The organism is Rhizobium indigoferae, from assembly GCF_034554815.1.
Classification (GTDB): Bacteria; Pseudomonadota; Alphaproteobacteria; order Rhizobiales; family Rhizobiaceae; genus Rhizobium; species Rhizobium leguminosarum.
On sequence record NZ_CP140635.1, the window covers coordinates 1526275 to 1549865 of the forward strand.

The window sequence follows — 23591 nt, forward strand, 5'->3', positions numbered from 1 at the left end:
TCGTCGCGCAGCCAGTCTCGTTTCCGTATCGTGACAGGGGTGTCATCCGGAGATGATCTTCCTGTATCTTGTGGTGATGGTGGCTGCAAACACTAAATATAGTATTAACAGCTTATTATCGCCAGCCCCGATGTCACTTTTTTTGGAGGCTGAAAACCGCGCAAAAATCCTGTCAGGCCTGAACCGTTCCCGGTCCATCGCCCTGATTCCGCGTCCTAATTTTCAAAAGGGAACCGGGCTCGTTACCTCCGGTCCTGTCGCCGCCGCAACATCAGAAACAGTAAAGTTTGAAACAGCTGATTCCGTCAAGGGCTGGCTTTTAATTGATTGCTAACCACAACATGTTGTGGATGCGCCTGTGGAGATTGGGGAAAGCCAGGGAGCGCTGATATTACAATGGCTTGCAGGTGTTGCCGGCTAAGGAAAACGTCGGAACGGCAAAAAGGCGTCCCGCGGCAAATCTTGTGATGGCATTTCCGGTGCAAATGGGCATGCCGATTCGCACGGGTGCAAGTGCCTGTCAGAGCGCATCGATGGCGATGGTGACAATGGCGACGCCAATCGGCCTGTTCTCTTCGTCCATGACGACGAAACTCGCCTGCGTTTCGAGATTCTGGGTGGATTCGTTGCGTTCGGCCCGGTCGATGAAGATCTCCCGGGAGCTGTTGGCGAAGGTTCTGAGATATTTCTCCTCGTCGCCCTGCCAATAGTCGGCGGTGACGGTGCTCTGACCGACGTTCAGCCCATGCGAGTCGGTGACGAAAAATTCGAGGATCACCCCTTGTGAGGTGTCCTGCCTGGCTTTCAGGTAATGCGACACGGATTTGTCGAGCAGCAGCGTGACCATGTGCAGTTGGTGCTGATCGACCTCCGACCGGTAGGTCTCGTCGAGCACCCGCATATCCATTTCGCTGACATTGCCGAATTTCGCATTCTGTTCGGCAATGGCTTTCAGCACCAAGGGCGTTTCCACCATCGGCCGGACCTGCTTCTCGACGTAGTCGCGCACGAGGGGAATGTAGGCAGGCTCAGCGCGGACAGGCGCCGGCGGAAATAGAAAGGTCGCCAACCCGACGGTCACAACCGCCCCGATATGCCCCCACCGCGCCATCTTGCTTCCTTATATCGCACCGTTTGTTGCACGCTTTAAGCGCAATTTGACGCGATTCGCAGCTGCCGAGTTTATGCGAATAAGATAAAATAGATGTGCAGATCCCGATAGCGGATTCAGAAAACCTCGCCGACAAAATCTGGAACAATTTCAAGTGGTAAATGCGAAGGATGCGCGTTGGGATCGGTGGCGATCAGCGCGCGCCCTTGGCGATCGGCTCCTGATAGGTGAAGCCCATGTCCCAAGGGAAGTAGATCCAGGTATCCTGGCTCACCTCGGTGATGAAGGTGTCGACGGTCGGTACGCCCTTCGGCTTGGCATAGACGCAGGCGAAATGTGCCTTCGGCAGCATCGTGCGCACCTGTGCGGCGGTCTTGCCGGTATCCGTCAGATCGTCGACGACGAGCACGCTTTCCCCGCCATTTTCCTGAAGTTCGGGCGCTATTCCCTTGAGCAGCACCATGTCCCCCTGGTTCACATAGTCATGATAGGACGCGACGCAGACGGTCTCGATCAGCCGGATGTTCAGTTCGCGCGAGATGATCGCTGCCGGAACGAGGCCGCCGCGGGTGATGCAGACGATCGCCTTGAACGTCTGATCAAGGCCGGCAAGCCGCCAGGCAAGCGCGCGCGCATCGCGGTGGAACTGATCCCAGGAAACGGGAAAGGCTTTATCGGGAAGGGACATCGGGCTGCTCCGCGGCATGAAAAAACGACACGCCGTTTGCCGGCGACCGGACGGGCTTGAAGCGGCGATTGGCAAAACGCAAATCGCGCAGCCGGAACTGCGCGAGATGGGGCCGAGGCTCGAAGCTGTCATCGGTCGCCGCAATTAGCGGGATTTGCCGGCAAAAGGCAAGAGCAGCCAATCAACGCGATAACAGGGTCAGTGCCGTCATCGATTGCAGCAGGGTCTTGGTCGTGCCGCCGAAGATCATCTGCCAGAGCCAGGAATGCGTATAAGCGCCCATGACGAGAAGATCGATGCTGCTGTCCGATAGCCTGTTTTCGATGACATGGGACGCACTTTTGTCCACACTTTGCGCGGTCGAAAGCGTCGTCTTCACGCCATGACGCGCAAGCGTCGCGGCGATGTCGGCGCCTGCTGTCAGCGGCGATTGCAGCGCCGTGTCGGCCGGATCGACCGAAAAGATCTCCACCTCGTCGGCGGCTTTGAGGATCGGCAGCGCGTCGAAGGTCGCGCGCGCCGCCTCCTTCGAGCCGTTCCAGGCGATCAGCACGCGCTTGATCGGCTTCGGCTGGCGGATGATATAGGGGATCATCAGCACCGGCCGGCCGCTTTCGAAGAGGAAGCTGTCGACGTCGACGTGGCTGTCGGAAGGTCTGGCCGGGTCGGCCTGTGAGGCGATCAAGAGGTCGGCGCTGCGCGCACTTTCGATCAGCGGTGCGGAGCCGTATCCGGTTGATGTGGCAAAGCTGCGCCACTCGGAGGAGGCGCCTGATGCCTCCGCCTTCGCCCTGAAGATGCGCTCAACCGCAATCGTTTCGCTGTGCGCCATGTCCTGCAGCGCCTGCACGGCGACGGGATCGGGGATTTCCATCGGCGCCACCAGCGGCACGGCGGAGATGATTTCGGCATGCAGGCCGATCACATGGGCGCCGCTTTCAGCGGCCAAGGCAAAGGCGAAATCGGCAACCGCAGCACTATTGTCTGATGTATCGAGAATGGCGAGAATGGTTTTGTAAGACATATCAATTCTCCTTGCGCTGAAATGGCTTGCGCGAGGAAAGGAATGCACCGGACCGTTCTGCTGTTCCTTGATGGGGATCAAGGATGGCCCTGAGTTCCGGCGTTTCCCTCAAGCCTCGGCGGAATGGTTTTCGGCGATGTCCTTCCTGCGGCGGATGGCGTCGATCATCTCCCGGACTTCGGCGCCGGCCGCATCGATAACCGCCTGCGAGCGGCCGCGCACGACGATCTCGGTCGAGAATTTCTGGCCGACATAGCGCGGGTAGGAGCCGATACTGGTTTCCGGATGTGCTTTCTGAATCGCGGTCAAGGGCGTGCCGATCTCGCCTTCGCCGTAAGGGCAGGCGATGGCGAGCGAAAGCACCGGCGTGCCGGTTCGAAGCGTCGGCAGCACATTGTCGACCATCGCCTGGAAGACCTGCGGCACGCCGGCCATGACATGGACATTGCCGATGATGAAGCCTGGCGCGGTCGAGACCGGATTGGCGATATGCACGGCCCCGCGCGGCATGCGCGCCATGCGCTGGCGCGCTTCGGTGAATTCCATCTCGCGGCGCCGATACATCTCGGCAAGCAGTGTCATTGCCGCTTCGTCATATTCGCAAGGCACGCCGAAAGCCTTGGAGATGGCATCGGCGGTGATGTCGTCATGCGTCGGCCCGATACCGCCCGAGGTGAAGACGTAATCATATTTGCCGCGAAGGGCGTTCAGCGCCTCGACGATCGCCTCTTCGTCGTCGGCGACGATGCGCACCTCCTTGAGATCAATGCCGGAAAGCGTGAGCAGATCGGCGAGATGGCCGATATTTTTGTCCTTGGTGCGGCCGGAAAGAAGTTCGTCGCCGATGGCGAGCATGGCGGCGGTGACGACGATGTTTTGGCTCATGGGATGTTCCGTGATCTGAGGCTGGTGAATAGGTAGTGCCGTTCGGTCGCTTTGCAAACAGCCACGGCATGATGCCGAAAAGTGCAAGTGGGAACAGCATTCAGATTTTAGGCCGGGCCAGCCTGAAATCTGAATGCTGTTCTGCGATACGTTCATTTTTGCTGAAATGAAAACGCAAGTGAATTTTCGTCTACGGATGTTGAACACTGAGTTCTTCAAGGCATGGCTGTGTTCGGAAATACCCGCTGATAGAACTCCCTCGGTCACGAAATTCAACCAGTGCTCCAAGGGAGATTGAAGATGGCGAAGGTTCTCGTCCTTTATTATTCGGCTTACGGCCATATTGAAACCATGGCCTATGCCGTTGCCGAAGGCGCGAAGTCGGCCGGTGCCGAGGTCACCGTCAAGCGCGTTCCGGAACTGGTTCCGGAAGATGTCGCCAAGGCTTCCTATTACAAGGTCGATCAAGCGGCTCCGATCGCCACCGTCGACGAACTGGCCGACTACGACGCGATCATCGTCGGTGCCGGCACCCGCTTCGGCACGGTCGCCTCGCAGATGCGCAATTTCTGGGATCAGACGGGCGGCCTCTGGTTCGCCGGCAAGCTCGTCGGCAAGCTCGGTTCGGTCTTCACCTCCTCGGCAACCCAGCACGGCGGACAGGAATCGACCATCCTCGGCTTCCTCCCCACCTTCCTGCACCAGGGCATGGTCGTTGCCGGCCTGCCTTATGCCTTCCAGGGCCAGATGGGCACCGAGGAAGTCAAAGGTGGATCGCCCTACGGCGCTTCCACCATCACCAACGGCGACGGCTCGCGCCAGCCTTCCGAGATCGAGCTGGAAGGTGCCAAATACCAGGGCGCCCATGTCGCCAAGCTTGCCGCCAAGCTCGCCTGATCTTCGATATTGAAATGACAGAGGCGCGGCGGGCGTGAGGCTCGCCGCGCCTTTTCCGCTTTCTCCCGCGACAGACCGAGTGCTCCCTGATCGGCCGCGGCTTTCGGGCGGAAAATGTGTGACGGATCATTCGACGGTGCTGCCGGCAAACAGGCACTATTTTTTACGCCTTGCGGCTCTTCCCATCGCCCATGACGCAAGATATTGAAAACGCCGCAAGCGGGCGTGGCGAAACTGGTAGACGCAAGGGACTTAAAATCCCTCGGCCTTGGCTGTACGGGTTCGAGCCCCGTCGCCCGCACCATTTTCATAATGCCGTTGGAATATGCCAGTATTGAATCTGCCTGCATATTGTGCACAAAAGCGAGTTGCCGCTTGACAATGGCATTTTCGATGCAAGTATTGCGCCGCGGCGGCTGAGTAAGTGTTGTCTTGTGGGAGTAAGACGATGGTTTACGATTGGAGTGGGGCGAAGGTTCGGCGCATCCGGATCTTAAAGACCAGTGTCGCACTTGTTCTGGGAACTGGGATGGCTGCGATACCACTGCTCTTCTGGGCAGTGCAGTTGCGCGGTTTCTAACCTGGGATAATCACCGTTCTGCGAAGGGTAGACCGTTTGGCGCTTTGGTCTCGCGCCATCTGTTGATCACCCATCCGGCTAGCAGCCCGAGGGCGGCGCCCATGGCCTTGATGCCTGCGTCATGGAGGCGCGGATGGCGGGTCGGCGAGAAGTATTGCAGATATTCGATGGCGAATGCGCCGACGATCAGCAGCATGGCGACCATCTTCCACTGTTTCGGATAGGCCAGCGCAAAGGCGAAGCCAAGGAGAAGATAGGCGACCGCGCGGTCGACATCGACCATCGTGACCGTATTCGGCCTCTCTCCGATCGGCGAAACGGTGACGAAGATGATGAAGGCCAGCAGCAGCCAGGCGAGCGGTCTTGCGAATTTGAATGTCATCATAGCTTCATATTAGTGGCCGTCCTTTTTATTGACAGTTAAAATCAGTTCATGTGCCGCCAATTTCGCTATTGGCTTAAGAAAGGCCTTCCTCGGGAGCAGAACCTGTCCCCAGGGCCGAACCCGGCTCCGCGGAGTGAAACGATGCGGGAACGAACTGGAAATGGCCCAAACGAGCTTCTTTTGCCGGCCGGCCTGTGCCATAGCGGCGGTGGCTAACGTGAGAATGGACCATACCCGTGACGAGACTTGATGTCGAAAGCGCCGAAGAGGCAATGCGCAGCCTGTTTCCGGCAACGCCGCTGCAGCTCAACGATCATTTATCGGCCCGCTACGGTGCCGATATCTGGCTGAAGCGCGAGGATCTGTCGCCGGTGCGCTCCTACAAGATCCGCGGCGCCTTCAATTTCTTCCGCAAGGCGATCGGGCAGGGTGCTGCCGGCAAGACCTTCGTCTGCGCCTCGGCCGGTAATCACGCCCAGGGCTTTGCCTTCGTCTGCCGCCATTTCGGCGTGCCAGGCGTCGTCTTCATGCCGGTGACGACACCGCAGCAGAAGATCGACAAGACCCGCATGTTCGGCGCTGAATTCATCACCATCCGGCTGTTCGGCGACTTCTTCGACCAGTGCTACCAGGCCGCCCGTGAACATGTGGAGGCGGTCGGCGGCGTTATGGTGCCGCCCTTCGACCATGGGGACATCATTGAGGGGCAGGCGACGGTCGCCGCCGAAATCATGCAGCAGCTGCCTGAGGGAACGGTGCCCGACATGGTCGTCCTGCCGGTTGGCGGCGGCGGACTTGCCGCCGGCATCACCGGCTATCTCGACGGCACCGTGCCGAAATCGGCTTTCGTCTTCACTGAGCCCGCCGGCGCGCCAAGCCTTAAGCGCAGTATCGAGGCGGGCAAGGTGACGACGCTGGCCAAGGTCGACAATTTCGTCGATGGCGCCGCCGTCGCCCGCATCGGCGAGCTGAATTTCGCCGCTCTTCGCGATTTCCCGGCAAGCCAAGTCCAACTGATGCCGGAGAACGCCATCTGCGTCACCATTCAGGAGATGCTGAATGTCGAGGGGGTCGTGCTGGAGCCGGCCGGCGCCCTGTCACTGACGGCGATCGCCGCGATGGATCGCCAGGCGATCCGCAGCAAGACCATCGTCGCCGTCGTCTCCGGCGGCAATTTCGATTTCGAGCGCCTGCCTGACGTAAAGGAAAGAGCCATGCGTTACGCAGGGCTGAAGAAATACTTTATCCTGCGGCTCGCCCAACGCCCTGGCGCGCTGCGCGATTTCCTCAATCTGCTCGGCCCCGACGACGATATCGCCCGCTTCGAATATCTGAAGAAATCGGCACGCAACTTTGGCTCGATCCTGATCGGCATCGAAACCAAGGCGCCTGAGAATTTCGCCCGGCTGGTCGGAAATTTCGAAGCCGCCGGCATGGGTTACGAGGATATTACCGAAAACGAGATCCTCGCCAACCTGATCATTTGACTTGGCGATAGCGATGCCGTCGTGCTAAAGGCGGAGCATGGCTTCGTTCATTTCAAATCTCTTTTCGATGTTCTCCGGCGGCGGCAAACCGGCCACGGAAGCGGCAGGCCCTTCCGGCGAGCCGCAGCTTTACGGCGATTGCACGATCTATGCCGAACCGCGTAGGGAAGGCAGCCAGTATCGCCTGGCCGGCCGCATCGAAAAGAAGGTCGGCGACGAGGTGCTGGTGCGCAATTTCATCCGTGCAGATCTGTTTACGTCCTCCGACGATGCGATCGAATGCACGGTGCGCAAGGCGCAGCAGATTATCGATCAGCATGGTTCGTCGCTCTTTGGTGACGGCGAGAAGCTTCGTCAGGTCTGAAATCGGGATCCGGGCATAGGTCCTTGATACCGGCTGTAACTATTCCTGTGTGTGACCCGGGTGCTCTCCAGCGAGCGCGTTCTCACTCACGCAATCTTAAAGGATTGCAGTGAAAGGTATCGCCTGCAGGATTTGCAGGACACACCCCGTGTTTGACTGTTTCGGACGATTGACCAAAGGATTCGCTGTCGCGATCGCCGCGCCGGCAGGACGCCGAACGTCCGGCGCCAAGGTCTCATGATGGAGACACTCAACCTCCTTCTCTTCGTCGTCGAAGCCATCGCCTATTTCGTGCTGATGGTAACGCTTCTGCATTTCCGTCATCGGCTTGGTCTCGGGGTTTTCCTGACGGCGCTCGGCGTCATGCATTTCATGGAGACCTATCTGGCGGCGGTCTTCTATGTCTCGCTGCCGTTCGGGGATGTGTCGCCGGGTTCATCCGTCTTCTTCTCCGGCAAGCTGATGATGATCCTGATGCTTTACCTGCAGGAGGATGCCGCGACGGTGCGCCAGCCGATCTACGGCCTGTTCCTCGGCAACCTGCTCACCGTCGGTATTGCCTGGGTGCTGCAGATGCACCAGCCGCTGCAGATGTCGACCGGCCACACACCCGACGTCGATTTTCTCAAGGAGATGGGCTGGCTGATGGTCTGGGGCACGGCGCTGCTCTATGTCGATTCGCTCGGCATCATCCTGCTCTACGAAAAACTCGGCGATTTCTTTCGCCGCCGCGTCGTCCTGCGCTTCCTGATTTCGGGATTCGTGCTGCTGACCTTCGACCAGATCGGCTTCTTCGCCGCGCTGCATTACTTCCTGGATGTACCGATCGCCGCATTCTGGGGCGGATGGAAGGCGAAAATGCTTGCCGTCTGCCTCTACGCGGCGATGTTCGCATTCTATGAATATCGCATTCGCCGTATCGGCGCAGCCGGGTCCGCACGTTCGATCAGCGACGTGTTCGGCGACCTGACGTTCCGCGAGCGCTACAACGATCTTCTGGAGCGCACTGGCCGCGACATGCTCACTGGCGTCTATGATCGGACGCGCATGGAAATGGAAGCGCCGCTGATGCTGCTCGAGGCACTGAAGCAGGGGCTATTCGCCACCGTCCTCATTATCGACGCCGATCACTTCAAGGATGTCAATGACGGCTACGGCCATCTCCAGGGCGACGAGGTGCTGAAGGCGATCGCCGCCCGATTGGGCACGACGCTGCGCTCCAGCGACCGCGTCTTCCGCTTCGGCGGCGAGGAATTCGTTGCCGTCTGTCCAGGCACCGACCACGAAGAAGGGCTGCTGCTTGCCGAGCGCCTGCGTTGGACGATCGCGACCAGCGTCAAGACGCCGGATGACAGGCCGGTCACGGTCAGTATCGGGGTTGCGACCGCCGATGAGGACGGCGTCGATTTCACCGCCGTGCTGACGGCGGCCGACGGCAGGCTCTACGCGGCAAAGAAGAGCGGCCGCAATTGCGTCGTCGGCCGCTCCGGTGTGGTGAAACTCAGTTAGCTCAGCCAGACCCAGTTAGCCCGAGCAACCCAGTTGGCTCGGCTGGCCCCGATTGAGGCTCTTCTCCATTTGGCTGAACGTGGTCAACCCAATAGGTATTCCTGAGAATTCGCATCGCTGATGGCGCGCGAGGTCGCGGACGTCGGGAGGCGGCTTCCTAATCATCGATCGATGCAGTGCGTCGACCGGGGATGTTGAGGATGTTGCTTAAACCGAAACATTTGCCCGTCTGTCTATGTCTTTTCAATAGGTTATGAGCAATATAAAAACGGCTTGTTCGTGAAATGCAAACGTGATCTCCGTTGCGGAAATATCCCAGATCAGTTTTCCTGCGAGGGGCGTGGAGACATGAGTGATTCAATTGCACGGAAGAAAGTCGATGGCGGCGAGTTTACCGCTTTGTGTATTGGAGGGTTTCTTCTTTCGATCGCCTACGGCGTGACCTTTCTGGTTCCGGTGCTGGTTGGCCAGCGTGGCGGCGACGAGGCGCTGGCCGGCCTGATCATTTCGGCCGCGACTGTCAGCACCGTCATTCTCGTGATCCTGTCCGGGCACATCGCGGATGCCATCGGCTCGGCGCGGGCGGTGGCTGTTTCGGGACTGTTTCTTGCCGCGTCAGCGCTGGGATTCGCCATGGTTCCCTCAGCTGGGCTGAGTCTGATGACGGTCGGCTTCATCCTCGGCATAGGCTGGGGCACCTTCTATGCGCTTGGACCCATTCTGGTCGCCGCTATCGTCGAACCCGAGCACCGCATCAGGTTTTTTGCTCTACTTTCCGGATCGATGATGTCGGGCATCGGCGCCGGACCGATCATTGGCCGCATTGCCACAGGCTGGTCGATGCCGATCGAGGCGGCCTTCGCATTTGCATTCCTTGCCAGCCTCGCCGGCGGTGCGCTTTACTTTTTGCTCCATATCCGGCTGACCAATGCCGGCAAGATTTTGCCTCATGTCAACAAGATCTCATTTGCCTCAGCGCGTGAGGTGATCGGTTCGCGGGCCGTCTATTCCATCATTATGGTCGGCATCGGCGGCGCGATTTTCGGCGGGTTGTCCAGCTTTCAGACCAGCTACGCCAATGCGCATGGGTTCGACTACTCCCTGTTCTTCATCGGCTTCATGTCCGCCGCGATTCTGAGCCGGCTGTTCGTGGCGGGATATGTGGTCAAGAAAGACCCACTCTATTCGCTTTTGGTCCTGACAAGTCTGACGCTGGCATCGATCGTGCTGTTCCTGATGCTGACATCAAATCAGCTTGCCTATCTGGGAGGCGCAGCGATGCTGGGGGTGGGCTATGGGTTGACCTATTCCGTCATCAACGGCCTGGCTGCAAATGAGGCTCCAGCTGGCCTTATGCCGCAGTCGCTTTTGTTATTCTCGCTGGCCTATATGATCGGCGTCTTCGGCTTTCCGTTGGTGGCCGGCAATCTGATCGTTTCCTCCGGCATCCAGACCATGCTCTATGTATTGCTTCTGCTTGCCGTCCTGAATTTGGCAATCGTCCTGTTTCGTCTTGCCCACCGCGCGACGCGTCAGAGCTAAGCAGAACGTCCCAGGATAGAATAGAAACGAAATTGGCGCGGGGCCGGGCAAGTTTGAGTTGCTCGGCCCGGCTCGCTCAGGCGGCGCGGAAGATCTTGGCGCCGGAGGGCGCGCTCGTCATGCCGCCGTTGACGGTGATCTCGATGCAGGTGACATTGGTCGCATCATCCGATGCCAGATAGAGCGCCGCCTTTTGGCGATTTCGTCGGCTTCGCTCATGCGGCCGAGCGGGCTCATGCCGCCGTCGGCCTTGCCAGGATTTCGTCCGATGAGGAACTCTCCGCCGAAATCCTGGTGACGGTCCGGGATTTTGTCGCCGGTATCGACAAATGAAAAACGGCCGGCAAAAGCCGGCCGTTCCATGGAGCGTTGAAAAGCCGATCAGGCGGCCAGTGCGATTTCCTGGACGCGCGACTTGGCGGCGTCGATGGCCTTCTCGGCAGCTTCCGGACCGAAGGCCAGGCCTTCGACATAGATGGTCTCGATGTCGGTGATGCCGAGGAAGCCGAGAACCGACTTCAGGTATGGCACGGCATGGTTCAGGGGGGCGGCCGGTCCTTGCGAGTAGACGCCACCCGAAGCGAGCACGACATAAACCTTCTTGCCGGTTGCGAGGCCGACCGGACCGCTTTCCGTGTACTTGAAGGTCAGGCCGGCGCGGGCGACGTTGTCGATCCAGGTCTTCAGCGACGAATAGATGTTGAAGTTGATGAGGCCAGTGCTGATGACGATCGTGTCGGCGGCAAGCAGTTCGTTGACCAGTTTGTCGGAGGTCTCGACGGCCACGCTTTCCTCAGCGGTGCGGGCCTCGGGCGGCTTGCGGATCGCGCCGGTGAAGAGGTCATCGATATGCGGCAGCGGGTTGGCGGCAAGGTCGCGGCGAACGATGACGCTGCCCGGGTTCTGGCTCTTCAGCTTTTCGGCGAGATCGACGGCGATCGGCGTCGAGAGCGATTCGGCACGCGGGCTGGACGTCAGAAGCAGGATGGACGACATGGTGCATTTCCTTTCGAATGGAATTTAACGGCCCGTTGCTGGGAGGTGAGCCGCAGTCTCGAAGCGAAAATAGGTCTGGCCTGCTATCGAAAAAACGGTGATAATGTCGATCGAAACTATCGATGGAATGGATAGAAGATGCTGCCCAACCCGACTCTGGACCAATTGCAGGTGTTTCTGACCGTTGCCGAGACCGGCAGCTTCTCAGCCGCTTCGCGGGCGCTGAACCGTGCCCAGTCGGTTGTGAGCTATACGATCGCCAACCTGGAGGCGCAGCTAGAAGTGCCGCTTTTCGAGCGCTCCGGTGCGCGCCAGCCGAAGCTTACGGAGGCAGGCAAGGCAATGCTGGAGGATGCGCGACGCATTCTCGGCGACCTGCAGGTCATGCGGGCGCGCGTCAAGAGCCTGAGGGAAGGGCTCGAAGCGGAGGTTTCCGTCGCCATCAGTGTCATGGTGCCTTCGCGGGCCCTGGTGGAGGTCCTGCGCGAATTTCGCGAGATGTTTCCGTCCGTTTCATTGAACCTCAACGTCGGCGAACTTGGGATGGTCATGGATCTCGTCCTCAGCGGCAAGGCGACGATCGGGATCGGCGGCGCAGTTCTAAAGCAGGACGATTCGGTCGTCACAGAGCGGATCGGTCATTCCTTCATGCTGCCGGTTGCCGCGCGCAACCACCCGCTTGTTGCGATCGACCGGCCGCTCATGCTCGGCGACGTGCGCGAGGAAGTGCAGCTTGTCGTCACCGATGCGTCGGGTCTGACAAAGGGGCGTGATTTCAATGTTTTGTCCTACAAGACATGGCGCGTCAGCGATATTGCGACGAAGCATCAGCTCATCAAGGCCGGTCTTGGCTGGGGTGGCCTTCCGGCCTCGCTCATCCGTGATGATCTCGTGAGCGGCGCGCTTGTCCCTCTCGATCTGGATGCCTACGAACAGGGGGAATATGCCATCTATTCCGTGCGCCAGCTCGCTAACCCGCCCGGACCCGCTGCCACCTGGATGATCGATGCGTTCCGCACGAGGCTTTCCGCCTGCCCAAGCCACGCCGATTTCAATGCTCAGATCGCCGAACTGCGCGAGCCCGGTATGCCGCTTGCGGCCGAATGACGAAAGCGCAGGCGCAGGCGCCGCGCCTTCGTCGACATATTTTTTCGCCTAAAGGACGAGCCTGAATTTCGAGAAGCCGTCGGCCCCTTCGCCGGCATCCTCGATCTTCACGCTCTTGACCTCGGCGAGGAACTGCTTCGCCTTCGGGCCGCTTTCGAAGGTCGCGGTCGTGCCCGGGAGCGGCTTGAAGGTCCAGTTTGCGTCTGCCGACGGATTGATCGTGCCCTGATCATGGATATAGCGGACGATGACGTCGCGGTTGGTATCCGGCGCCTGGAAGATCACCTTATCAGCGGTAATCTCGGGGAAATTGCCGCCGCCGCCGGCGCGGTAGTTGTTCGAGACGACGACGAACTTTTGAGCCGGATCGATCGGCTTGCCGTTGAAGGCGAGGTTCTGGATGCGGTTGGCGTCCGGATTGATCGGCTTGCCGGACGAATCATATTTCGGCGGCTGCGACAGGTCGATCTGGTAGGTGACGCCGTCGATCACGTCGAAATTGTAGGACGGGAAATCGTTGTTGAGCAGCGCCGCATCCTTCGAGCCGGCCTCGATGTGATTAAACATGCCGGCTGACATTTCGAGCCAGTTCTTCACCTGGGCGCCGGTGATGGCAACAGCCTGGACCGTGTTCGGGTAGAGATAGAGGTCGGCGACGTTCTTGATGGCGATATCGCCGGCCGGAACGTCGGTATAGTAGTCGGCGCCGCCGCGACCGCCGGCCTTGAAGGGGGCCGCCGCCGAAAGCACCGGCAGGTCCTTGAACTTGGTGTCGGCGAGCATCTGCTTGATGTACCAGGTCTGGGCTTGGCTGACGACCTGCACGGAGGGATCGTCGGCGACCAGTGCGAAGTAGGAATAGAGTGGCGCGGATGTCTTGCCGACGGGGGTGCGGACATAGGTCAGTGTCGCCTCGTGCTCGGCCTTTGCGGCTTCGACCACTTCCTTCTTGTCGGCGTAGTCGGCAACCACCTTCTTCTTGTCGTCGCGATGATAGATCGGTCGTGCTTCCGAGGTGAAATCGACGATCTTCCAGCTGTTGCCGTCTTTTTCGAGCAGCAGGTCGATAAGGCCGAGATGCGAGCCCCAGAAACCGGCCATCACGGCGGGCTTGCCGTGCAGCGTGCCCTTGACGGGATCGGCATTGGCGACGCCGTCCCAGCTCTTCGGGCCTGGGAAGACGAGATGCTGGTGGCCGGTGAAGATCGCGTCGATCCCATCGACGGCGGCGAGATGCAGCGAGGCGTTTTCCATCTTTTCGGACGGTGCGCTGCCATCGATGCCGGAGTGCGAGAGCGCAATCACGATATCGGCGCCGGCTTCCTTCATGGCGGGAACCCAGGCCTTGGCCGCCTCGACGATATCGCGCGTGTGCGCCTTGCCCTCAAGGTTCTTGATGTCCCAGAGCATGATCTGCGGCGGAACGAAGCCGATGAAGCCGATCTTGACGGGGCTTTCGTTGCCGGCGCCGTCCTTGATCTGTTTTTCCAAGATGATGTAGGGCTTGAAGAAGAGATCGTCCTGCTTCGGGTCCGAGGCGAGCTGGCCCTTGGTCAGGTTGGCGCACACGAAGGGAAAGTTCGCGCCTGATAGGACCTTGAGCATGAAGTCGAGGCCGTAGTTGAACTCGTGATTGCCGAGCGTGCCCACAGTATAGCCGAGCGTGTTCATCGCCTTGATCACCGGATGGACGTCGCCGTCCTTCATGCCGTGCTGATAGGCCATGTAGTCGCCCATCGGATTGCCCTGCAGCACGTCGCCATTGTCGATCAGCAGCGAGTTGACGGCCTCTGCGCGGATACCGTCGATGATCGTCCCGGTGCGCGACAGGCCCATCGTGTCGTTCGGCTTGTCGGCATAATAGTCATAGGGAAAGACGTTGACGTGAATATCGGTCGTTTCCATCAGCCTGAGATGCGCCTGGTTGGCGCTGGCGCGCGCGCTGAAAGGGTGCAGCAGCACCAGGGCGGAAGTGGCGGCCAGGCCGCCGAGCAGCGAACGGCGGCTCATTACACCAACATCGAAAATGGAAGACATGGAAACTCTCCTTCAGGATCATGCATCGTCCGGCCCGTCAGAATTAGGACGATTTGGCGAGGAGTACACTGCGAAAATGACAGGACGTCGAAACAATCCGCCGGAAAAGCGTCGTGGCTCTGAAATGCAATTTATGGTGCAGTCACTCGGCGCCCGGCTGCCGCAGACGTAAGGCCACGGTCACCCTCGGCGGTCGGTGTCGATCGCAGCTACTGGAACGATCTCAGCCGCTCCTTCGGCGCAAAGGCGGTGCAGCCTTACGATTTCAGCGTCGATGTCGCCAAGTGAGGCGTCCGCTCGACGTTGGTGGCGGTTCTAACCAGCGGGCGTACCGCCAGCACAGGCCGCATCTCCTTGTGGAAAAAGCGGAAATAGGAGGAGATCTGTGCCCGCGCATTCGAATTCACGTCGAACTGGATGCCGACGCGGCCATTGTGCTTCCAGCGGATGACGCCTTCGAGCAGGCCGAGGTTTTCGGCCTCGATGCGTACCTTGCTGCCGGAGGCGGCATGGAGCGGCCCCTTCATCTCCAGGGCGGCACCGGTCGGCGATAGGTTGAGAATGCGGGCATCCACCTGGCTGTTCAGATATTTGACATGGCCGAACACGCGGCAGTTTTTCCGGTCGGCCTTTCGGGCCGTGATTTTCAAGTTGCGGGTCATACTGTCTCCCTTGGTACAGCCGGGGAGCATAGCGCCGGAAAATTGAAATGGTTTTAGGGGCTTGGCTAAAATTGCAGTGAAACCGTCAGTTGGCGGCGGCCGCTCTGCGTCCCACCACATGTTCGCGCCAGACGGTGAAGATGCCGGCGGCAACCACGATCGCCGAGCCGACGATCATGTTGAAGCTGAGCGTTTCGCCATAGATCACCATGCCGATGATAGAGGCATAGACAAGTGACAGATACGTCAGCGGCTGGACGGCGGCGGCATCGAGAACATCGTAGGCGCGGATCAGGAAATAATGGCTGGAGATGCTGGTCATGCAGACGAGCGCCATCCAGCCCCAGTCGCCCGGCGCCATCCAACTCCAGTAGAACGGCCCGACCAGCGTCATCGTGACGCCGCCGACGACGCCGGTATAGAAGAAGCTGGTCATCGACGAATCGTCGCGGCTGACCAGGCGGGTGGCGATAACGTAGAAGGCGAAGTTGAAGCAGGAAATGACGGCGAGAAGCAGCTTCACGTCGAAAAACTCGCCTTCCGGCTTCAGGATCAGCAGTACCCCGAAAAGTCCGGCGCCGATCGCTGCCCACCGCCGCCACCCGACCCGCTCGCCGAGGATCGGCATCGCCAGCAGTGCGATCAGGATCGGCGTCGCGGAAAAGATCGCCTGTGAACGGGCAAGGCCGATCACGGCAAAACAGGTGATGGCCAGAACCACCTGAACCGCAAGCAGAACGCCGCGTGTCACCTGCAGGAAGGGGCGTTTGGTGCGGGCCGTCGTCTTAATCCCGCCGCGCATCTTTGACGCGATGATGATCGTGAAAAGCGCAAAGGCCCAGTAGCGGATCATCGTCACGAAGATTGGCGGATAGGCCGTCGCCAGATGTTTCGAGATGGCGTCCTGCAGCGAAAAAATGGTGAGCGCCAACAGCGCGAAAATATAGCCTTGGGTCTTCGATGTCATGACTTGCCAATGAGCGGGAAACGCCCGCGCGCATCGAAGTCTGGACAGGCTTTCGGCAAAGATGCAAGGCCTCAAAGGCCGACATTCGGCTTGTCGATGATTTCTCTGAGCGCGAAGCTCGAATTGATCTTGACGACGTGGGGAAGGGCCGACAGCCAGTCGCGGTGGATGCGCTCATAGTCCTCGAGGTCGCGGGCGGCGACCCTGAGGATATAGTCGTATTCGCCTGACATCAGGTAACAGACGAGCACGTTCGGGCAGAGCTTCACCGCTGCCTCGAATTCCGCCAGCGTCTTGGCGAACTGGCCGGAGAGCGAGATATGCACGATAGCGATCATCTTGTAGTCGAGCGCCTTGTGTGAAAGCCGCGCATGGTAGCCGCCGATGACGCCGCTTCTTTCTAAGATATCGAGCCGGCGCGAACAGGCCGAAGGCGACAGTCCGATCCTTTCGGCAAGCTCGGCATTGGTCATGCGGGCAGTGGCCTGCAGCGCCTTAAGAATCGCAAGATCGATGGTGTCGAGATCGGCCATTCGAAGAACTTTCGAAAAAAGATAGAATGAACGCAATAATCGCCGAAAAATCGCCTCTTCGCAAATCGTCTTTGCAAGGACATTTCACTGCCTTGATGGTTGGATTCCTCATCTGAAAAATCCGCGGCCGCGGAGATAAAATTGAGAGGAACGCGCATGCGTGTCGGTTGCCCGAAGGAAATCAAGAATCATGAATATCGCGTCGGTCTGACGCCGGCTTCGGTGCGCGAATATGTTGCCCACGGCCACGAGGTCTGGGTGGAGACCAAAGCTGGCGTCGGTATCGGCGCTGATGATGCCGCCTATGCCGCGGCCGGCGCGAGGATCGCCGCCTCCGCCAAGGATATCTTCGAAAAGTGCGACATGATCGTCAAGGTGAAGGAGCCGCAGCCCGCCGAATGGGCGCAGCTCCGTGACGGCCAGCTTCTGTACACCTATCTGCATCTGGCGCCGGATCCCGAACAGACCAAGGGTCTCATCGCCTCGGGCGTTACCGCGATCGCCTATGAGACGGTGACCGACGAGCGCGGCGGCTTGCCGTTGCTGGCGCCGATGTCGGAGGTCGCCGGACGCCTGTCGATCCAGGCGGGAGCGACCGCGCTGCAGAAGGCCAATGGCGGCCTTGGCGTCCTGCTCGGCGGCGTACCCGGCGTGTTGCCGGCCAAGGTCACGGTCATCGGCGGCGGCGTTGTCGGCCTGCATGCCGCCCGGATGGCCGCCGGCCTTGGCGCAGATGTCAGCATTCTCGACAAGTCGCTACCGCGCCTGCGCCAGCTTGACGATATCTTCTCGGGCCGCATCCACACGCGTTATTCCAGCATCCAGGCGCTGGAGGAGGAAGTCTTCTCGGCCGATCTCATTATCGGCGCCGTGCTGATCCCCGGCGCTGCTGCTCCGAAGCTCGTCACCCGCGAGATGCTCTCCGGCATGAAGAAGGGCTCCGTCATCGTCGACGTCGCCATCGACCAAGGCGGCTGCTTCGAGACCTCGCATGCAACCACCCATTCCGATCCGACCTACGAAGTCGACGGCGTCGTGCATTATTGCGTTGCCAACATGCCGGGCGCAGTGCCTGTCACCTCGGCGCACGCGCTGAACAATGCAACATTGGTTCATGGCCTGGCGCTTGCCGATCGCGGTCTGCGCGCCATCGCCGAAGACAAGCATCTGAGGAACGGCCTCAACGTGCACAAGGGCCGCATCACCAGCAAGCCGGTCGCCGACGCACTTGGCTACGAAGCCTTTGCGCCGGAGAGCGTGCTGAACGTAGCGTAGGCTAGCTGACTCCAGGTGACGACTTACTGCGCTATTTTCGGCCGGCAGGGCGGTATCCGAAGGGATGCCGCCTTCTTTGTATGACGGCGACCTGTAATCGGACCGCGACCGTTGGCGGCGTTGGAGGTATGCTTTCCTTGTCACGCAGCGCGACGAGTTGTGTCCCGCCCGATCAGTTGCCATCGTATCATGCCGATGGGCAGTCGCCATCTAAACGGAGCAGCAATGACGGTTGATAGTCGAGAGCAAACATCGCCGGTTCCGCTTCGAACATCACCTATCGGCCTCGAAACATATATTGCCGGCAGAACACTCGTCAGCGGGGATGGACCGGCTTGGACTGATATATTCGTGCAGGTATTTTCCCGCCTGAAGGTGCAACATCCCTTTCTTGTCCCAGCGGTCGCCGAGCCTCTCGTTGTTTGGGTGATCTCAGGTCAGGCATGTGTCGAGGAACGCGATCTGGGCGGGGAGTGGGAGGCCAATATAGTCAGAGTCGGGGACTTTTTTCTGACGCGGTCGCCCACGCCATACGAAATGCGCTGGCACGCCGAGGGAGACGAACCTTTCCAGGTAATGCATCTCTATCTCTCCGTTCCGTTGTTTGACCGGGTGGCGGAAGGGGTTCTCGGCAAGGCTGCCAGCGCCATGCGCCTGCGCGACATATCGGGCGGCCGCGACCAACATCTCTCCAGCATGCTGGAACTGATCCATGCTGAACTGACGGCAGAAGGGCAGGGAAGTCGGCTCTTCGTGCAGGGATTGGCGCAGACGCTCGCTGTTCACCTTATCCGACAATATGCAACATTCGACGCAGAGGCACGGCCGTCAAATGCCCTCCCGGGCGCCAAGCTACGGCGGGCGATCGCATTCATGGAAGCCAACCTTCAAGAGCCGTTTGATCTCGCACGTCTGGCGCAAACGGCCGGCATGAGCGCTTTTCACTTCAGCCGCCTCTTCAAGAAGGCCACCGGCCTCTCTCCATCCCATTATTTCATTCGCCAACGCATAGCTAAAGCCCAGCAACTTCTGCAGGAAACCAGCACCAGCATCATCGAGATCGGCATGTCCGTGGGGTATTCGAGCCCTAGCCATTTTGCTCAAATTTTCCGCCGGGAGGCTGGCGTCTCCCCCAGCGACTACCGTCGCAGTTAAAGCGCGTCGCGATCTTTTTCAGATTCGCTCATTGCGCTTTAGGTCTTGGTTTCTACGCATGTCGTTGTCGCAAAACCGCTGCACACTTTTGTGCGACATGCTTTAGTATTTCAGCTTGGTCCTTGTGGATTTGAGCAAGATCCCGACAGGTCTCGCAAGGTCCCGAGAGAGGGATCGATCACTCCTCTTTATGTTCCTCCTTGTCGAACACGACCGTCCTTTCGGTTGGAAGGGCGCCCAGTCAAGGAGATAAACCATGACGAATATCAATGGAAAAATCGCGCTGGTCACCGGCGCCTCGAGCGGCATCGGTGCCGCTACCGCGTTGAAGCTCGCCGAGGCCGGCGCAAAGGTCGGTATCGCCGCCCGTCGCACCGACAAACTTGAAGGCCTCCAAAAGGAGATCGCCTCTGGAGGCGGTGAAGCCCTCGTGATCGAAATGGACGTGGTCGATCCAGCCTCCGTCGAAGCCGGCGTCAAAAAGCTGGTGGGTGCCTATGGTTCGATCGACATTCTCGTCAACAATGCTGGCCTGATGCCGCTTTCGGATGTCGATCAGGTTAAAGTTGACGAATGGCACCGGATGGTCGACGTCAATGTGAAAGGCCTGCTGAACACCACTGCTGCAGTTCTGCCGCAGATGATCAATCAACATTCGGGCCACATCTTCAACATGTCGTCGATTGCTGGCCGCAAGGTCTTCAAAGGCCTGTCGGTTTATTGCGCCACCAAACATGCGGTGGCCGCGTTCTCCGACGGCCTGCGCATGGAAGTGGGCCAGAAGCACAACATTCGGGTGACTTGCATCCAGCCAGGCGCCGTGGCGACCGAGCTGTATGATCACATCACGGAGCCTGGCTATATCAAGCAGATGGACGACCTTGCCAAGCAGATGACGTTCCTGCAGGGCGCAGACATCGGCGACACCATCGTCTTCGCGGCGCAGGCGCCTGCCCATGTGAATGTCGCGGAACTCTTCGTTCTGCCGGTCGAACAGGGCTGGTAACCACACCAGAGGTCTTTCAGCTTCCCCGCATACATGCGGGGAAGAGACTCGCGAAGGAGCCGGACGATGAATGAGATTTCCGTTTCCCAGACCTATCGCCTGCTCGAACCCGGTCCGATCGTTCTTGTGACGACGAGCCTTGAGGGAACGCCCAATGTGATGACGATGGGTTTTCACATGATGATCCAGCATGCACCGCCGCTGATCGGTTGCGTCATCGGCCCCTGGGACTTCAGCCACCGGAACCTGAAAAAGACCGGCGAATGCGTGATTGCGATTCCAGCCGTCGATCTTGCCGAAACCGTGGTGGACATCGGCAATTGCTCCGGTGACACGGTGGACAAGTTCGAGCGGTTCAGCCTGAGGACTCGTCCAGCAAAGGATGTCGCGGCGCCGTTGCTGGTGGACTGCCTTGCCAATATCGAATGCCGTGTTGCCGATCCGAGCTTCGTCGATCGATACAATCTCTTCATCCTCGAAGCGAAGAGGATCTGGATCGACGAGAGCCGCAAGGAACGACGGACCATGCATCATCGCGGTGACGGCAGCTTCACCGTGGATGGCGGCACACTCGATCTCCGGAAGCGCATGGTCAAGTGGCGGCACTTGCCATAAGGCGCGCCGCTCCACGCAAACACACATCCCTAAACTTCACATTGATTGAAAGGATATGAACATGTCCGCCTATCTCGTTGTCGATCTCGATATCCACGACCCCGAAGCCATTGCCGATTACCGCTCCAAGGCCCTGCCTCTGGTGGCAAAGGCCGGCGGCCGCCTCATTGCTCTCGATGACGCGCCGCTCGAACTCGAAGGCTGGCAGGCGACGAATATGCTGATCATCGAGTTTCTCGATATGGATGCCATCCGTGGTCTCTTTGCATCGCCCGAATATGCGCCGCTCGCACACCAACGGCAGGCAGCCGCAGGTTCGCGGATCATTGCCTTGCGCGGCTTTTAATAAGATTCGAGGGGGCGCGATCCCGACAGCATTGGTCAGGGGGAAACCGAAACCGCCTCGCCGATCACTGCAGAAGGAGCGTGCGGGCGAGTTGACGACTTCCTGTTGCGCTTTGCCCTCCGCCTATCAGGCGCCGGTCTCCGCCAGGGCCGGCGCCTTTACCTTATCGATCCGGCATTGGAAGCAGTTGTTGCGCGCGGAACGCACATGCACATAGGCGATATCAGATCGTCCCAGCAGCTCTTTGCAATAGGCCGGAATATCGCCGATCTCAGTCACCGCGCCGGTACCGTAGACGATGCGGTCGTTCTCGCTGTAGCCGCGGACGATGAAGTCACGGCTCGTCGTCAGCATCGGCGGCATGATCTCTTCGGCGGCATAGCGTGCGCAAGGCTGCCTGTGCAGGAAGACTGGACCGGTTTCGGCATAGGGCTGCAGCTCGGGGAAGGGCCGGTAGGCAAAGACCAGCAACGCCTGGCCCGCATCGATATTCTGAAGGCAATGGCGGCAGGGATGGCCGGGACCATCGGAGACGATCGTCTCGGGCAGCCTGTCATAGGCGTCGCGGCCGCCGTTCCAGAGGCGTTCGGCGTCGGTCGTCGGCATGGCAACAAAACGAATGGCGGTCATGGCAGATCCTTTTGTGATTGCCATGAAATGCACCTGGACGAGCGGGCAAGCCACCCGATTCTTGCCTGCGTCTGCATATGAGATCGCCGGAGAGTGAAAAGCGGAGTATCTTCCGGGCGTACGTTGTAAGGCGAAAGGAGAAGGCCTTGGCCGACATCGATCTGGCGCTGCTGGCGCAACAGAATGCAGAAATACTGGAAGAGCTCAGGGCTCTGCGCCGGGAAGTGGCGGAACTGAAGGAACAGTCGGGCCGCACGCTCGATTTCGAACGCCGAAACGACCCGCGCCGCCCGAACAGCCTGACGCAGCGTTAGCCACCTCCGCTGACGTCGGGAAAGAAGCCGTCAGCTTTTCCGCGCAATCTCCAGAAGCTCCTTGTCGCTGAGCGGGCGGACGATGCCGGTACCGGTCGAAACGGGGGAGAAGCCGTACATCTGGTAGAGCTGCAGCGCACGCGGATGGTCGAGATTGTTGGTGGTGGTGGTGACCCGCTTCGGATTGAGCGACCAGATGGCATAGAGCGCCTGCAGCAGGAACCATTTGCCGATGCCGAGACCGAGCGCATGTTCAATCAGGCCAAAATGGCTGAGCTCGATCATATCCTCGTCTTCGCAGAAATATTCGTAGAATCCGGCGGGCGCGCCGTTCACGTAGAGAACGCTGATATTGTTGCGCTTGTCGTTCAGCGTCTCGGCAAGCTGCTCGTCACTCATGCGCAACCGATCCACCCATTGCCAGCGCGCACCCACCTGCCGGTAGAGATAGCGGTAGAAGGGCAATGGGATCTCGGGAGCGCGCATGATCGCCGTCTGGATATTGACGGGCACCGGCATGCTTGCCTTCGGCGGCGCCGTCATTTCGAGCCGGGTGATGTGAGCTTTCAGCGAAGCGGGTGTCTTCCCCATGGCGATCAGGCTTTGACCGGCGTCGGCGGACCGGTGACGATGGGCGTATCGTCACGGCTGCCCCATTCGCTCCACGAGCCGTCATAAAGCTTGTTGTCGTGATGACCGAGCGATTCCAGCGCCAGCGTGATAATGGCGGCGGTGATTCCCGAGCCGCAGGACGTGACGACAGGCTTTGAAAGATCGATGCCGGCATCTTCGATCGTCTGCCTGAGTTCGGGCAGCGACTTGAACCGGCCCTGGTTGGCGAAGACGCCGGAGGGCAGGCTGCGGGCGCCGGGCATATGGCCGGAGCGCATGCCGACACGCGGTTCGGGTTCGGCGGCTGCAAAGCGGCCGGCGCTGCGGGCATCGGCGATCTGCATCGCGGCGCTGGAGACGATGTCGCGCATCGTATCGAGCGTCACCACGCGGCTTTCATCGAAATTCGGCGTAAAGGTCGTCGGCACATGCTTGGGTGCTGCGGTTTCCAGCGGACGGCCCTCGGCCTTCCAGCCGTCGAGACCGCCGTCGAGAACGAAGACGTTTTTCGCGCCCATCACCCGGAACAGCCACCAGACGCGCGGCGAGGCGAACAGGCCGATGCCGTCATAAACGACGATCCGATCATTCTCGCTGATGCCGAGCCGGCCGACTTCGGCGGCAAAATAATCGGGCGAGGGGATCGTGTGCGGCAGCGACGTTGAATGATCGGCGATCTTGTCCTGATCGAAGCGGATGGCGCCGGGAATATGGCCGGCCGCATATTCGGCATCGGCATCGCGCTTCTGCGCCGGCAGATAGAAGGAGGCGTCCAGCACGCGCAGGTCAGCTTTCCCGAGCTCGGACTGCAGCCAGTCGGCCGAAACGACGAAACGGCTCTTGGTCTCACTCATTATGGTCTCC

The 23591-nt window shown here is 59.7% G+C and carries 26 protein-coding genes, 1 tRNA gene and 2 pseudogenes; 15 read left to right on the forward strand and 14 right to left on the reverse strand.

What is annotated here, in order from left to right:
* Positions 1-52: 52 nt before the first annotated feature.
* Positions 53-334: a hypothetical protein gene (locus U5G49_RS07805; RefSeq protein WP_155295871.1), complete on the forward strand. Its 282-nt coding sequence runs from the start codon at positions 53-55 to the stop codon at positions 332-334.
* Between the two features lie 186 nt (positions 335-520).
* Here U5G49_RS07805 and U5G49_RS07810 read toward each other — a convergent pair whose 3' ends face one another.
* The 4 genes from U5G49_RS07810 to U5G49_RS07825 form a co-directional block, all read right to left on the reverse strand.
* Positions 521-1111, reverse strand: a complete 591-nt coding sequence (locus U5G49_RS07810) for a hypothetical protein (protein ID WP_193444211.1) — start codon at positions 1109-1111, stop codon at positions 521-523.
* A 193-nt stretch (positions 1112-1304) separates the two neighbouring features.
* A complete protein-coding gene (gene gpt / locus U5G49_RS07815; protein ID WP_018241714.1) occupies positions 1305-1799 on the reverse strand; it encodes a xanthine phosphoribosyltransferase in 495 nt (164 codons plus the stop codon).
* A gap of 181 nt (positions 1800-1980) precedes the next feature.
* Positions 1981-2823 carry a universal stress protein gene (locus U5G49_RS07820; RefSeq protein WP_193444212.1) on the reverse strand — a complete coding sequence of 281 codons (843 nt, stop codon included), beginning with the start codon at positions 2821-2823 and terminating at the stop codon, positions 1981-1983.
* 108 nt (positions 2824-2931) lie between these two features.
* A complete protein-coding gene (locus U5G49_RS07825) occupies positions 2932-3708 on the reverse strand; it encodes a competence/damage-inducible protein A (RefSeq protein ID WP_193444213.1) in 777 nt (258 codons plus the stop codon).
* 300 nt (positions 3709-4008) lie between these two features.
* Here U5G49_RS07825 and wrbA point away from each other — a divergent pair, with 300 nt between their 5' ends.
* Positions 4009-4605, forward strand: coding sequence for an NAD(P)H:quinone oxidoreductase type IV (wrbA, locus tag U5G49_RS07830; RefSeq protein ID WP_018241717.1), 597 nt, complete (start codon positions 4009-4011; stop codon positions 4603-4605).
* Between the two features lie 219 nt (positions 4606-4824).
* Positions 4825-4909 (forward strand) — tRNA-Leu (locus U5G49_RS07835).
* A 286-nt stretch (positions 4910-5195) separates the two neighbouring features.
* Here the strand turns inward: U5G49_RS07835 and U5G49_RS07840 are convergent.
* On the reverse strand, positions 5196-5570 hold the full coding sequence (locus U5G49_RS07840) for a VanZ family protein (RefSeq protein WP_193444214.1): 375 nt from the start codon (positions 5568-5570) through the stop codon (positions 5196-5198).
* 236 nt (positions 5571-5806) lie between these two features.
* On the opposite strand from U5G49_RS07840, the gene ilvA reads away from it, so the two are divergent.
* The 4 genes from ilvA (at position 5807) to U5G49_RS07860 (ending at position 10472) form a co-directional block, all read left to right on the forward strand.
* Positions 5807-7057 carry a threonine ammonia-lyase gene (gene ilvA / locus U5G49_RS07845; protein ID WP_193444215.1) on the forward strand — a complete coding sequence of 417 codons (1251 nt, stop codon included), beginning with the start codon at positions 5807-5809 and terminating at the stop codon, positions 7055-7057.
* A gap of 37 nt (positions 7058-7094) precedes the next feature.
* Entirely contained in the window at positions 7095-7421 is a 327-nt protein-coding gene (locus tag U5G49_RS07850; protein ID WP_018241720.1) for an HlyU family transcriptional regulator, read from the forward strand.
* A gap of 237 nt (positions 7422-7658) precedes the next feature.
* Positions 7659-8930 carry a GGDEF domain-containing protein gene (locus tag U5G49_RS07855; RefSeq protein ID WP_018241721.1) on the forward strand — a complete coding sequence of 424 codons (1272 nt, stop codon included), beginning with the start codon at positions 7659-7661 and terminating at the stop codon, positions 8928-8930.
* Positions 8931-9278: 348 nt separating this feature from the next.
* Positions 9279-10472 carry an MFS transporter gene (locus U5G49_RS07860; RefSeq protein ID WP_018445711.1) on the forward strand — a complete coding sequence of 398 codons (1194 nt, stop codon included), beginning with the start codon at positions 9279-9281 and terminating at the stop codon, positions 10470-10472.
* Positions 10473-10548: 76 nt separating this feature from the next.
* Here U5G49_RS07860 and U5G49_RS07865 read toward each other — a convergent pair.
* Positions 10549-10715 (reverse strand): annotated as a pseudogene (locus tag U5G49_RS07865) (SDR family oxidoreductase); the annotation flags it as partial.
* Here U5G49_RS07865 and U5G49_RS37090 point away from each other — a divergent pair.
* Positions 10716-10805: pseudogene (locus tag U5G49_RS37090) on the forward strand (TetR/AcrR family transcriptional regulator); the annotation flags it as partial.
* 48 nt (positions 10806-10853) lie between these two features.
* Here U5G49_RS37090 and U5G49_RS07870 read toward each other — a convergent pair.
* Positions 10854-11468 carry an FMN-dependent NADH-azoreductase gene (locus U5G49_RS07870; RefSeq protein ID WP_018241724.1) on the reverse strand — a complete coding sequence of 205 codons (615 nt, stop codon included), beginning with the start codon at positions 11466-11468 and terminating at the stop codon, positions 10854-10856.
* 138 nt (positions 11469-11606) lie between these two features.
* Here U5G49_RS07870 and U5G49_RS07875 point away from each other — a divergent pair, with 138 nt between their 5' ends.
* The gene (locus tag U5G49_RS07875) at positions 11607-12575 is read left to right on the forward strand and encodes a LysR family transcriptional regulator (RefSeq protein ID WP_018445709.1); all 969 of its coding nucleotides are present in this window, start codon (positions 11607-11609) and stop codon (positions 12573-12575) included.
* 48 nt (positions 12576-12623) lie between these two features.
* Here U5G49_RS07875 and U5G49_RS07880 read toward each other — a convergent pair whose 3' ends face one another.
* The 4 genes from U5G49_RS07880 to U5G49_RS07895 all read right to left on the reverse strand — a co-directional run bounded on the left by U5G49_RS07880 (position 12624) and on the right by U5G49_RS07895 (position 16774).
* Complete coding sequence (locus U5G49_RS07880) at positions 12624-14612, reverse strand: bifunctional 2',3'-cyclic-nucleotide 2'-phosphodiesterase/3'-nucleotidase (RefSeq protein ID WP_193444216.1); 1989 nt, start codon at positions 14610-14612, stop codon at positions 12624-12626.
* 257 nt (positions 14613-14869) lie between these two features.
* Positions 14870-15274: a PilZ domain-containing protein gene (locus U5G49_RS07885; protein ID WP_018241727.1), complete on the reverse strand. Its 405-nt coding sequence runs from the start codon at positions 15272-15274 to the stop codon at positions 14870-14872.
* Positions 15275-15359: 85 nt separating this feature from the next.
* Positions 15360-16241, reverse strand: a complete 882-nt coding sequence (locus tag U5G49_RS07890; RefSeq protein WP_018445707.1) for a DMT family transporter — start codon at positions 16239-16241, stop codon at positions 15360-15362.
* Between the two features lie 71 nt (positions 16242-16312).
* Positions 16313-16774, reverse strand: coding sequence for an Lrp/AsnC family transcriptional regulator (locus U5G49_RS07895; protein WP_112902639.1), 462 nt, complete (start codon positions 16772-16774; stop codon positions 16313-16315).
* 156 nt (positions 16775-16930) lie between these two features.
* Here U5G49_RS07895 and ald point away from each other — a divergent pair, with 156 nt between their 5' ends.
* The 5 genes from ald (at position 16931) to U5G49_RS07920 (ending at position 21171) form a co-directional block, all read left to right on the forward strand.
* The gene (gene ald, locus U5G49_RS07900; protein WP_193444238.1) at positions 16931-18049 is read left to right on the forward strand and encodes an alanine dehydrogenase; all 1119 of its coding nucleotides are present in this window, start codon (positions 16931-16933) and stop codon (positions 18047-18049) included.
* Positions 18050-18274: 225 nt separating this feature from the next.
* Entirely contained in the window at positions 18275-19204 is a 930-nt protein-coding gene (locus U5G49_RS07905) for a helix-turn-helix domain-containing protein (protein ID WP_193444217.1), read from the forward strand.
* A 256-nt stretch (positions 19205-19460) separates the two neighbouring features.
* Positions 19461-20210 carry an SDR family oxidoreductase gene (locus U5G49_RS07910; RefSeq protein ID WP_193444218.1) on the forward strand — a complete coding sequence of 250 codons (750 nt, stop codon included), beginning with the start codon at positions 19461-19463 and terminating at the stop codon, positions 20208-20210.
* 66 nt (positions 20211-20276) lie between these two features.
* The gene (locus U5G49_RS07915; protein WP_193444219.1) at positions 20277-20825 is read left to right on the forward strand and encodes a flavin reductase family protein; all 549 of its coding nucleotides are present in this window, start codon (positions 20277-20279) and stop codon (positions 20823-20825) included.
* A gap of 61 nt (positions 20826-20886) precedes the next feature.
* Positions 20887-21171: a DUF1330 domain-containing protein gene (locus U5G49_RS07920; protein ID WP_168299106.1), complete on the forward strand. Its 285-nt coding sequence runs from the start codon at positions 20887-20889 to the stop codon at positions 21169-21171.
* A 126-nt stretch (positions 21172-21297) separates the two neighbouring features.
* Here U5G49_RS07920 and U5G49_RS07925 read toward each other — a convergent pair whose 3' ends face one another.
* A complete protein-coding gene (locus U5G49_RS07925; protein ID WP_193444220.1) occupies positions 21298-21801 on the reverse strand; it encodes a DUF1203 domain-containing protein in 504 nt (167 codons plus the stop codon).
* A gap of 77 nt (positions 21802-21878) precedes the next feature.
* Between U5G49_RS07925 and U5G49_RS07930 the strand changes: the two genes are divergently transcribed.
* The gene (locus tag U5G49_RS07930; protein ID WP_193444221.1) at positions 21879-22115 is read left to right on the forward strand and encodes a hypothetical protein; all 237 of its coding nucleotides are present in this window, start codon (positions 21879-21881) and stop codon (positions 22113-22115) included.
* 30 nt (positions 22116-22145) lie between these two features.
* On the opposite strand, the gene U5G49_RS07935 is transcribed toward U5G49_RS07930, so the two are convergent.
* Together U5G49_RS07935 and sseA are read right to left on the reverse strand one after the other, a co-directional pair.
* Positions 22146-22706, reverse strand: a complete 561-nt coding sequence (locus tag U5G49_RS07935; RefSeq protein WP_017963991.1) for a GNAT family N-acetyltransferase — start codon at positions 22704-22706, stop codon at positions 22146-22148.
* Between the two features lie 5 nt (positions 22707-22711).
* Complete coding sequence (gene sseA / locus U5G49_RS07940) at positions 22712-23581, reverse strand: 3-mercaptopyruvate sulfurtransferase (RefSeq protein WP_047622328.1); 870 nt, start codon at positions 23579-23581, stop codon at positions 22712-22714.
* Positions 23582-23591 lie beyond the last annotated feature (10 nt).

Excerpts from the sequence above, each read along its gene's own strand:
- U5G49_RS07915 (WP_193444219.1), top strand. The coding sequence starts at position 20,277 with ATGAATGAGATTTCCGTTTCCCAGACCTATCGCCTGCTCGAACCCGGT.
- U5G49_RS07820 (WP_193444212.1), bottom strand. The coding sequence starts at position 2,823 with ATGTCTTACAAAACCATTCTCGCCATTCTCGATACATCAGACAATAGT.
- U5G49_RS07930 (WP_193444221.1), top strand. The coding sequence starts at position 21,879 with ATGAGATCGCCGGAGAGTGAAAAGCGGAGTATCTTCCGGGCGTACGTT.
- sseA (WP_047622328.1), bottom strand. The coding sequence starts at position 23,581 with ATGAGTGAGACCAAGAGCCGTTTCGTCGTTTCGGCCGACTGGCTGCAG.
- ald (WP_193444238.1), top strand. The coding sequence starts at position 16,931 with ATGCGTGTCGGTTGCCCGAAGGAAATCAAGAATCATGAATATCGCGTC.
- U5G49_RS07885 (WP_018241727.1), bottom strand. The coding sequence starts at position 15,274 with ATGACCCGCAACTTGAAAATCACGGCCCGAAAGGCCGACCGGAAAAAC.
- U5G49_RS07810 (WP_193444211.1), bottom strand. The coding sequence starts at position 1,111 with ATGGCGCGGTGGGGGCATATCGGGGCGGTTGTGACCGTCGGGTTGGCG.
- U5G49_RS07875 (WP_018445709.1), top strand. The coding sequence starts at position 11,607 with ATGCTGCCCAACCCGACTCTGGACCAATTGCAGGTGTTTCTGACCGTT.
- U5G49_RS07880 (WP_193444216.1), bottom strand. The coding sequence starts at position 14,612 with ATGTCTTCCATTTTCGATGTTGGTGTAATGAGCCGCCGTTCGCTGCTC.
- gpt (WP_018241714.1), bottom strand. The coding sequence starts at position 1,799 with ATGTCCCTTCCCGATAAAGCCTTTCCCGTTTCCTGGGATCAGTTCCAC.
- U5G49_RS07825 (WP_193444213.1), bottom strand. The coding sequence starts at position 3,708 with ATGAGCCAAAACATCGTCGTCACCGCCGCCATGCTCGCCATCGGCGAC.
- U5G49_RS07840 (WP_193444214.1), bottom strand. The coding sequence starts at position 5,570 with ATGATGACATTCAAATTCGCAAGACCGCTCGCCTGGCTGCTGCTGGCC.
- U5G49_RS07805 (WP_155295871.1), top strand. The coding sequence starts at position 53 with ATGATCTTCCTGTATCTTGTGGTGATGGTGGCTGCAAACACTAAATAT.
- U5G49_RS07925 (WP_193444220.1), bottom strand. The coding sequence starts at position 21,801 with ATGACCGCCATTCGTTTTGTTGCCATGCCGACGACCGACGCCGAACGC.
- U5G49_RS07890 (WP_018445707.1), bottom strand. The coding sequence starts at position 16,241 with ATGACATCGAAGACCCAAGGCTATATTTTCGCGCTGTTGGCGCTCACC.
- U5G49_RS07910 (WP_193444218.1), top strand. The coding sequence starts at position 19,461 with ATGACGAATATCAATGGAAAAATCGCGCTGGTCACCGGCGCCTCGAGC.
- U5G49_RS07905 (WP_193444217.1), top strand. The coding sequence starts at position 18,275 with ATGACGGTTGATAGTCGAGAGCAAACATCGCCGGTTCCGCTTCGAACA.
- U5G49_RS07850 (WP_018241720.1), top strand. The coding sequence starts at position 7,095 with ATGGCTTCGTTCATTTCAAATCTCTTTTCGATGTTCTCCGGCGGCGGC.
- U5G49_RS07920 (WP_168299106.1), top strand. The coding sequence starts at position 20,887 with ATGTCCGCCTATCTCGTTGTCGATCTCGATATCCACGACCCCGAAGCC.
- U5G49_RS07860 (WP_018445711.1), top strand. The coding sequence starts at position 9,279 with ATGAGTGATTCAATTGCACGGAAGAAAGTCGATGGCGGCGAGTTTACC.
- wrbA (WP_018241717.1), top strand. The coding sequence starts at position 4,009 with ATGGCGAAGGTTCTCGTCCTTTATTATTCGGCTTACGGCCATATTGAA.
- U5G49_RS07855 (WP_018241721.1), top strand. The coding sequence starts at position 7,659 with ATGATGGAGACACTCAACCTCCTTCTCTTCGTCGTCGAAGCCATCGCC.
- U5G49_RS07895 (WP_112902639.1), bottom strand. The coding sequence starts at position 16,774 with ATGGCCGATCTCGACACCATCGATCTTGCGATTCTTAAGGCGCTGCAG.
- U5G49_RS07935 (WP_017963991.1), bottom strand. The coding sequence starts at position 22,706 with ATGGGGAAGACACCCGCTTCGCTGAAAGCTCACATCACCCGGCTCGAA.
- U5G49_RS07870 (WP_018241724.1), bottom strand. The coding sequence starts at position 11,468 with ATGTCGTCCATCCTGCTTCTGACGTCCAGCCCGCGTGCCGAATCGCTC.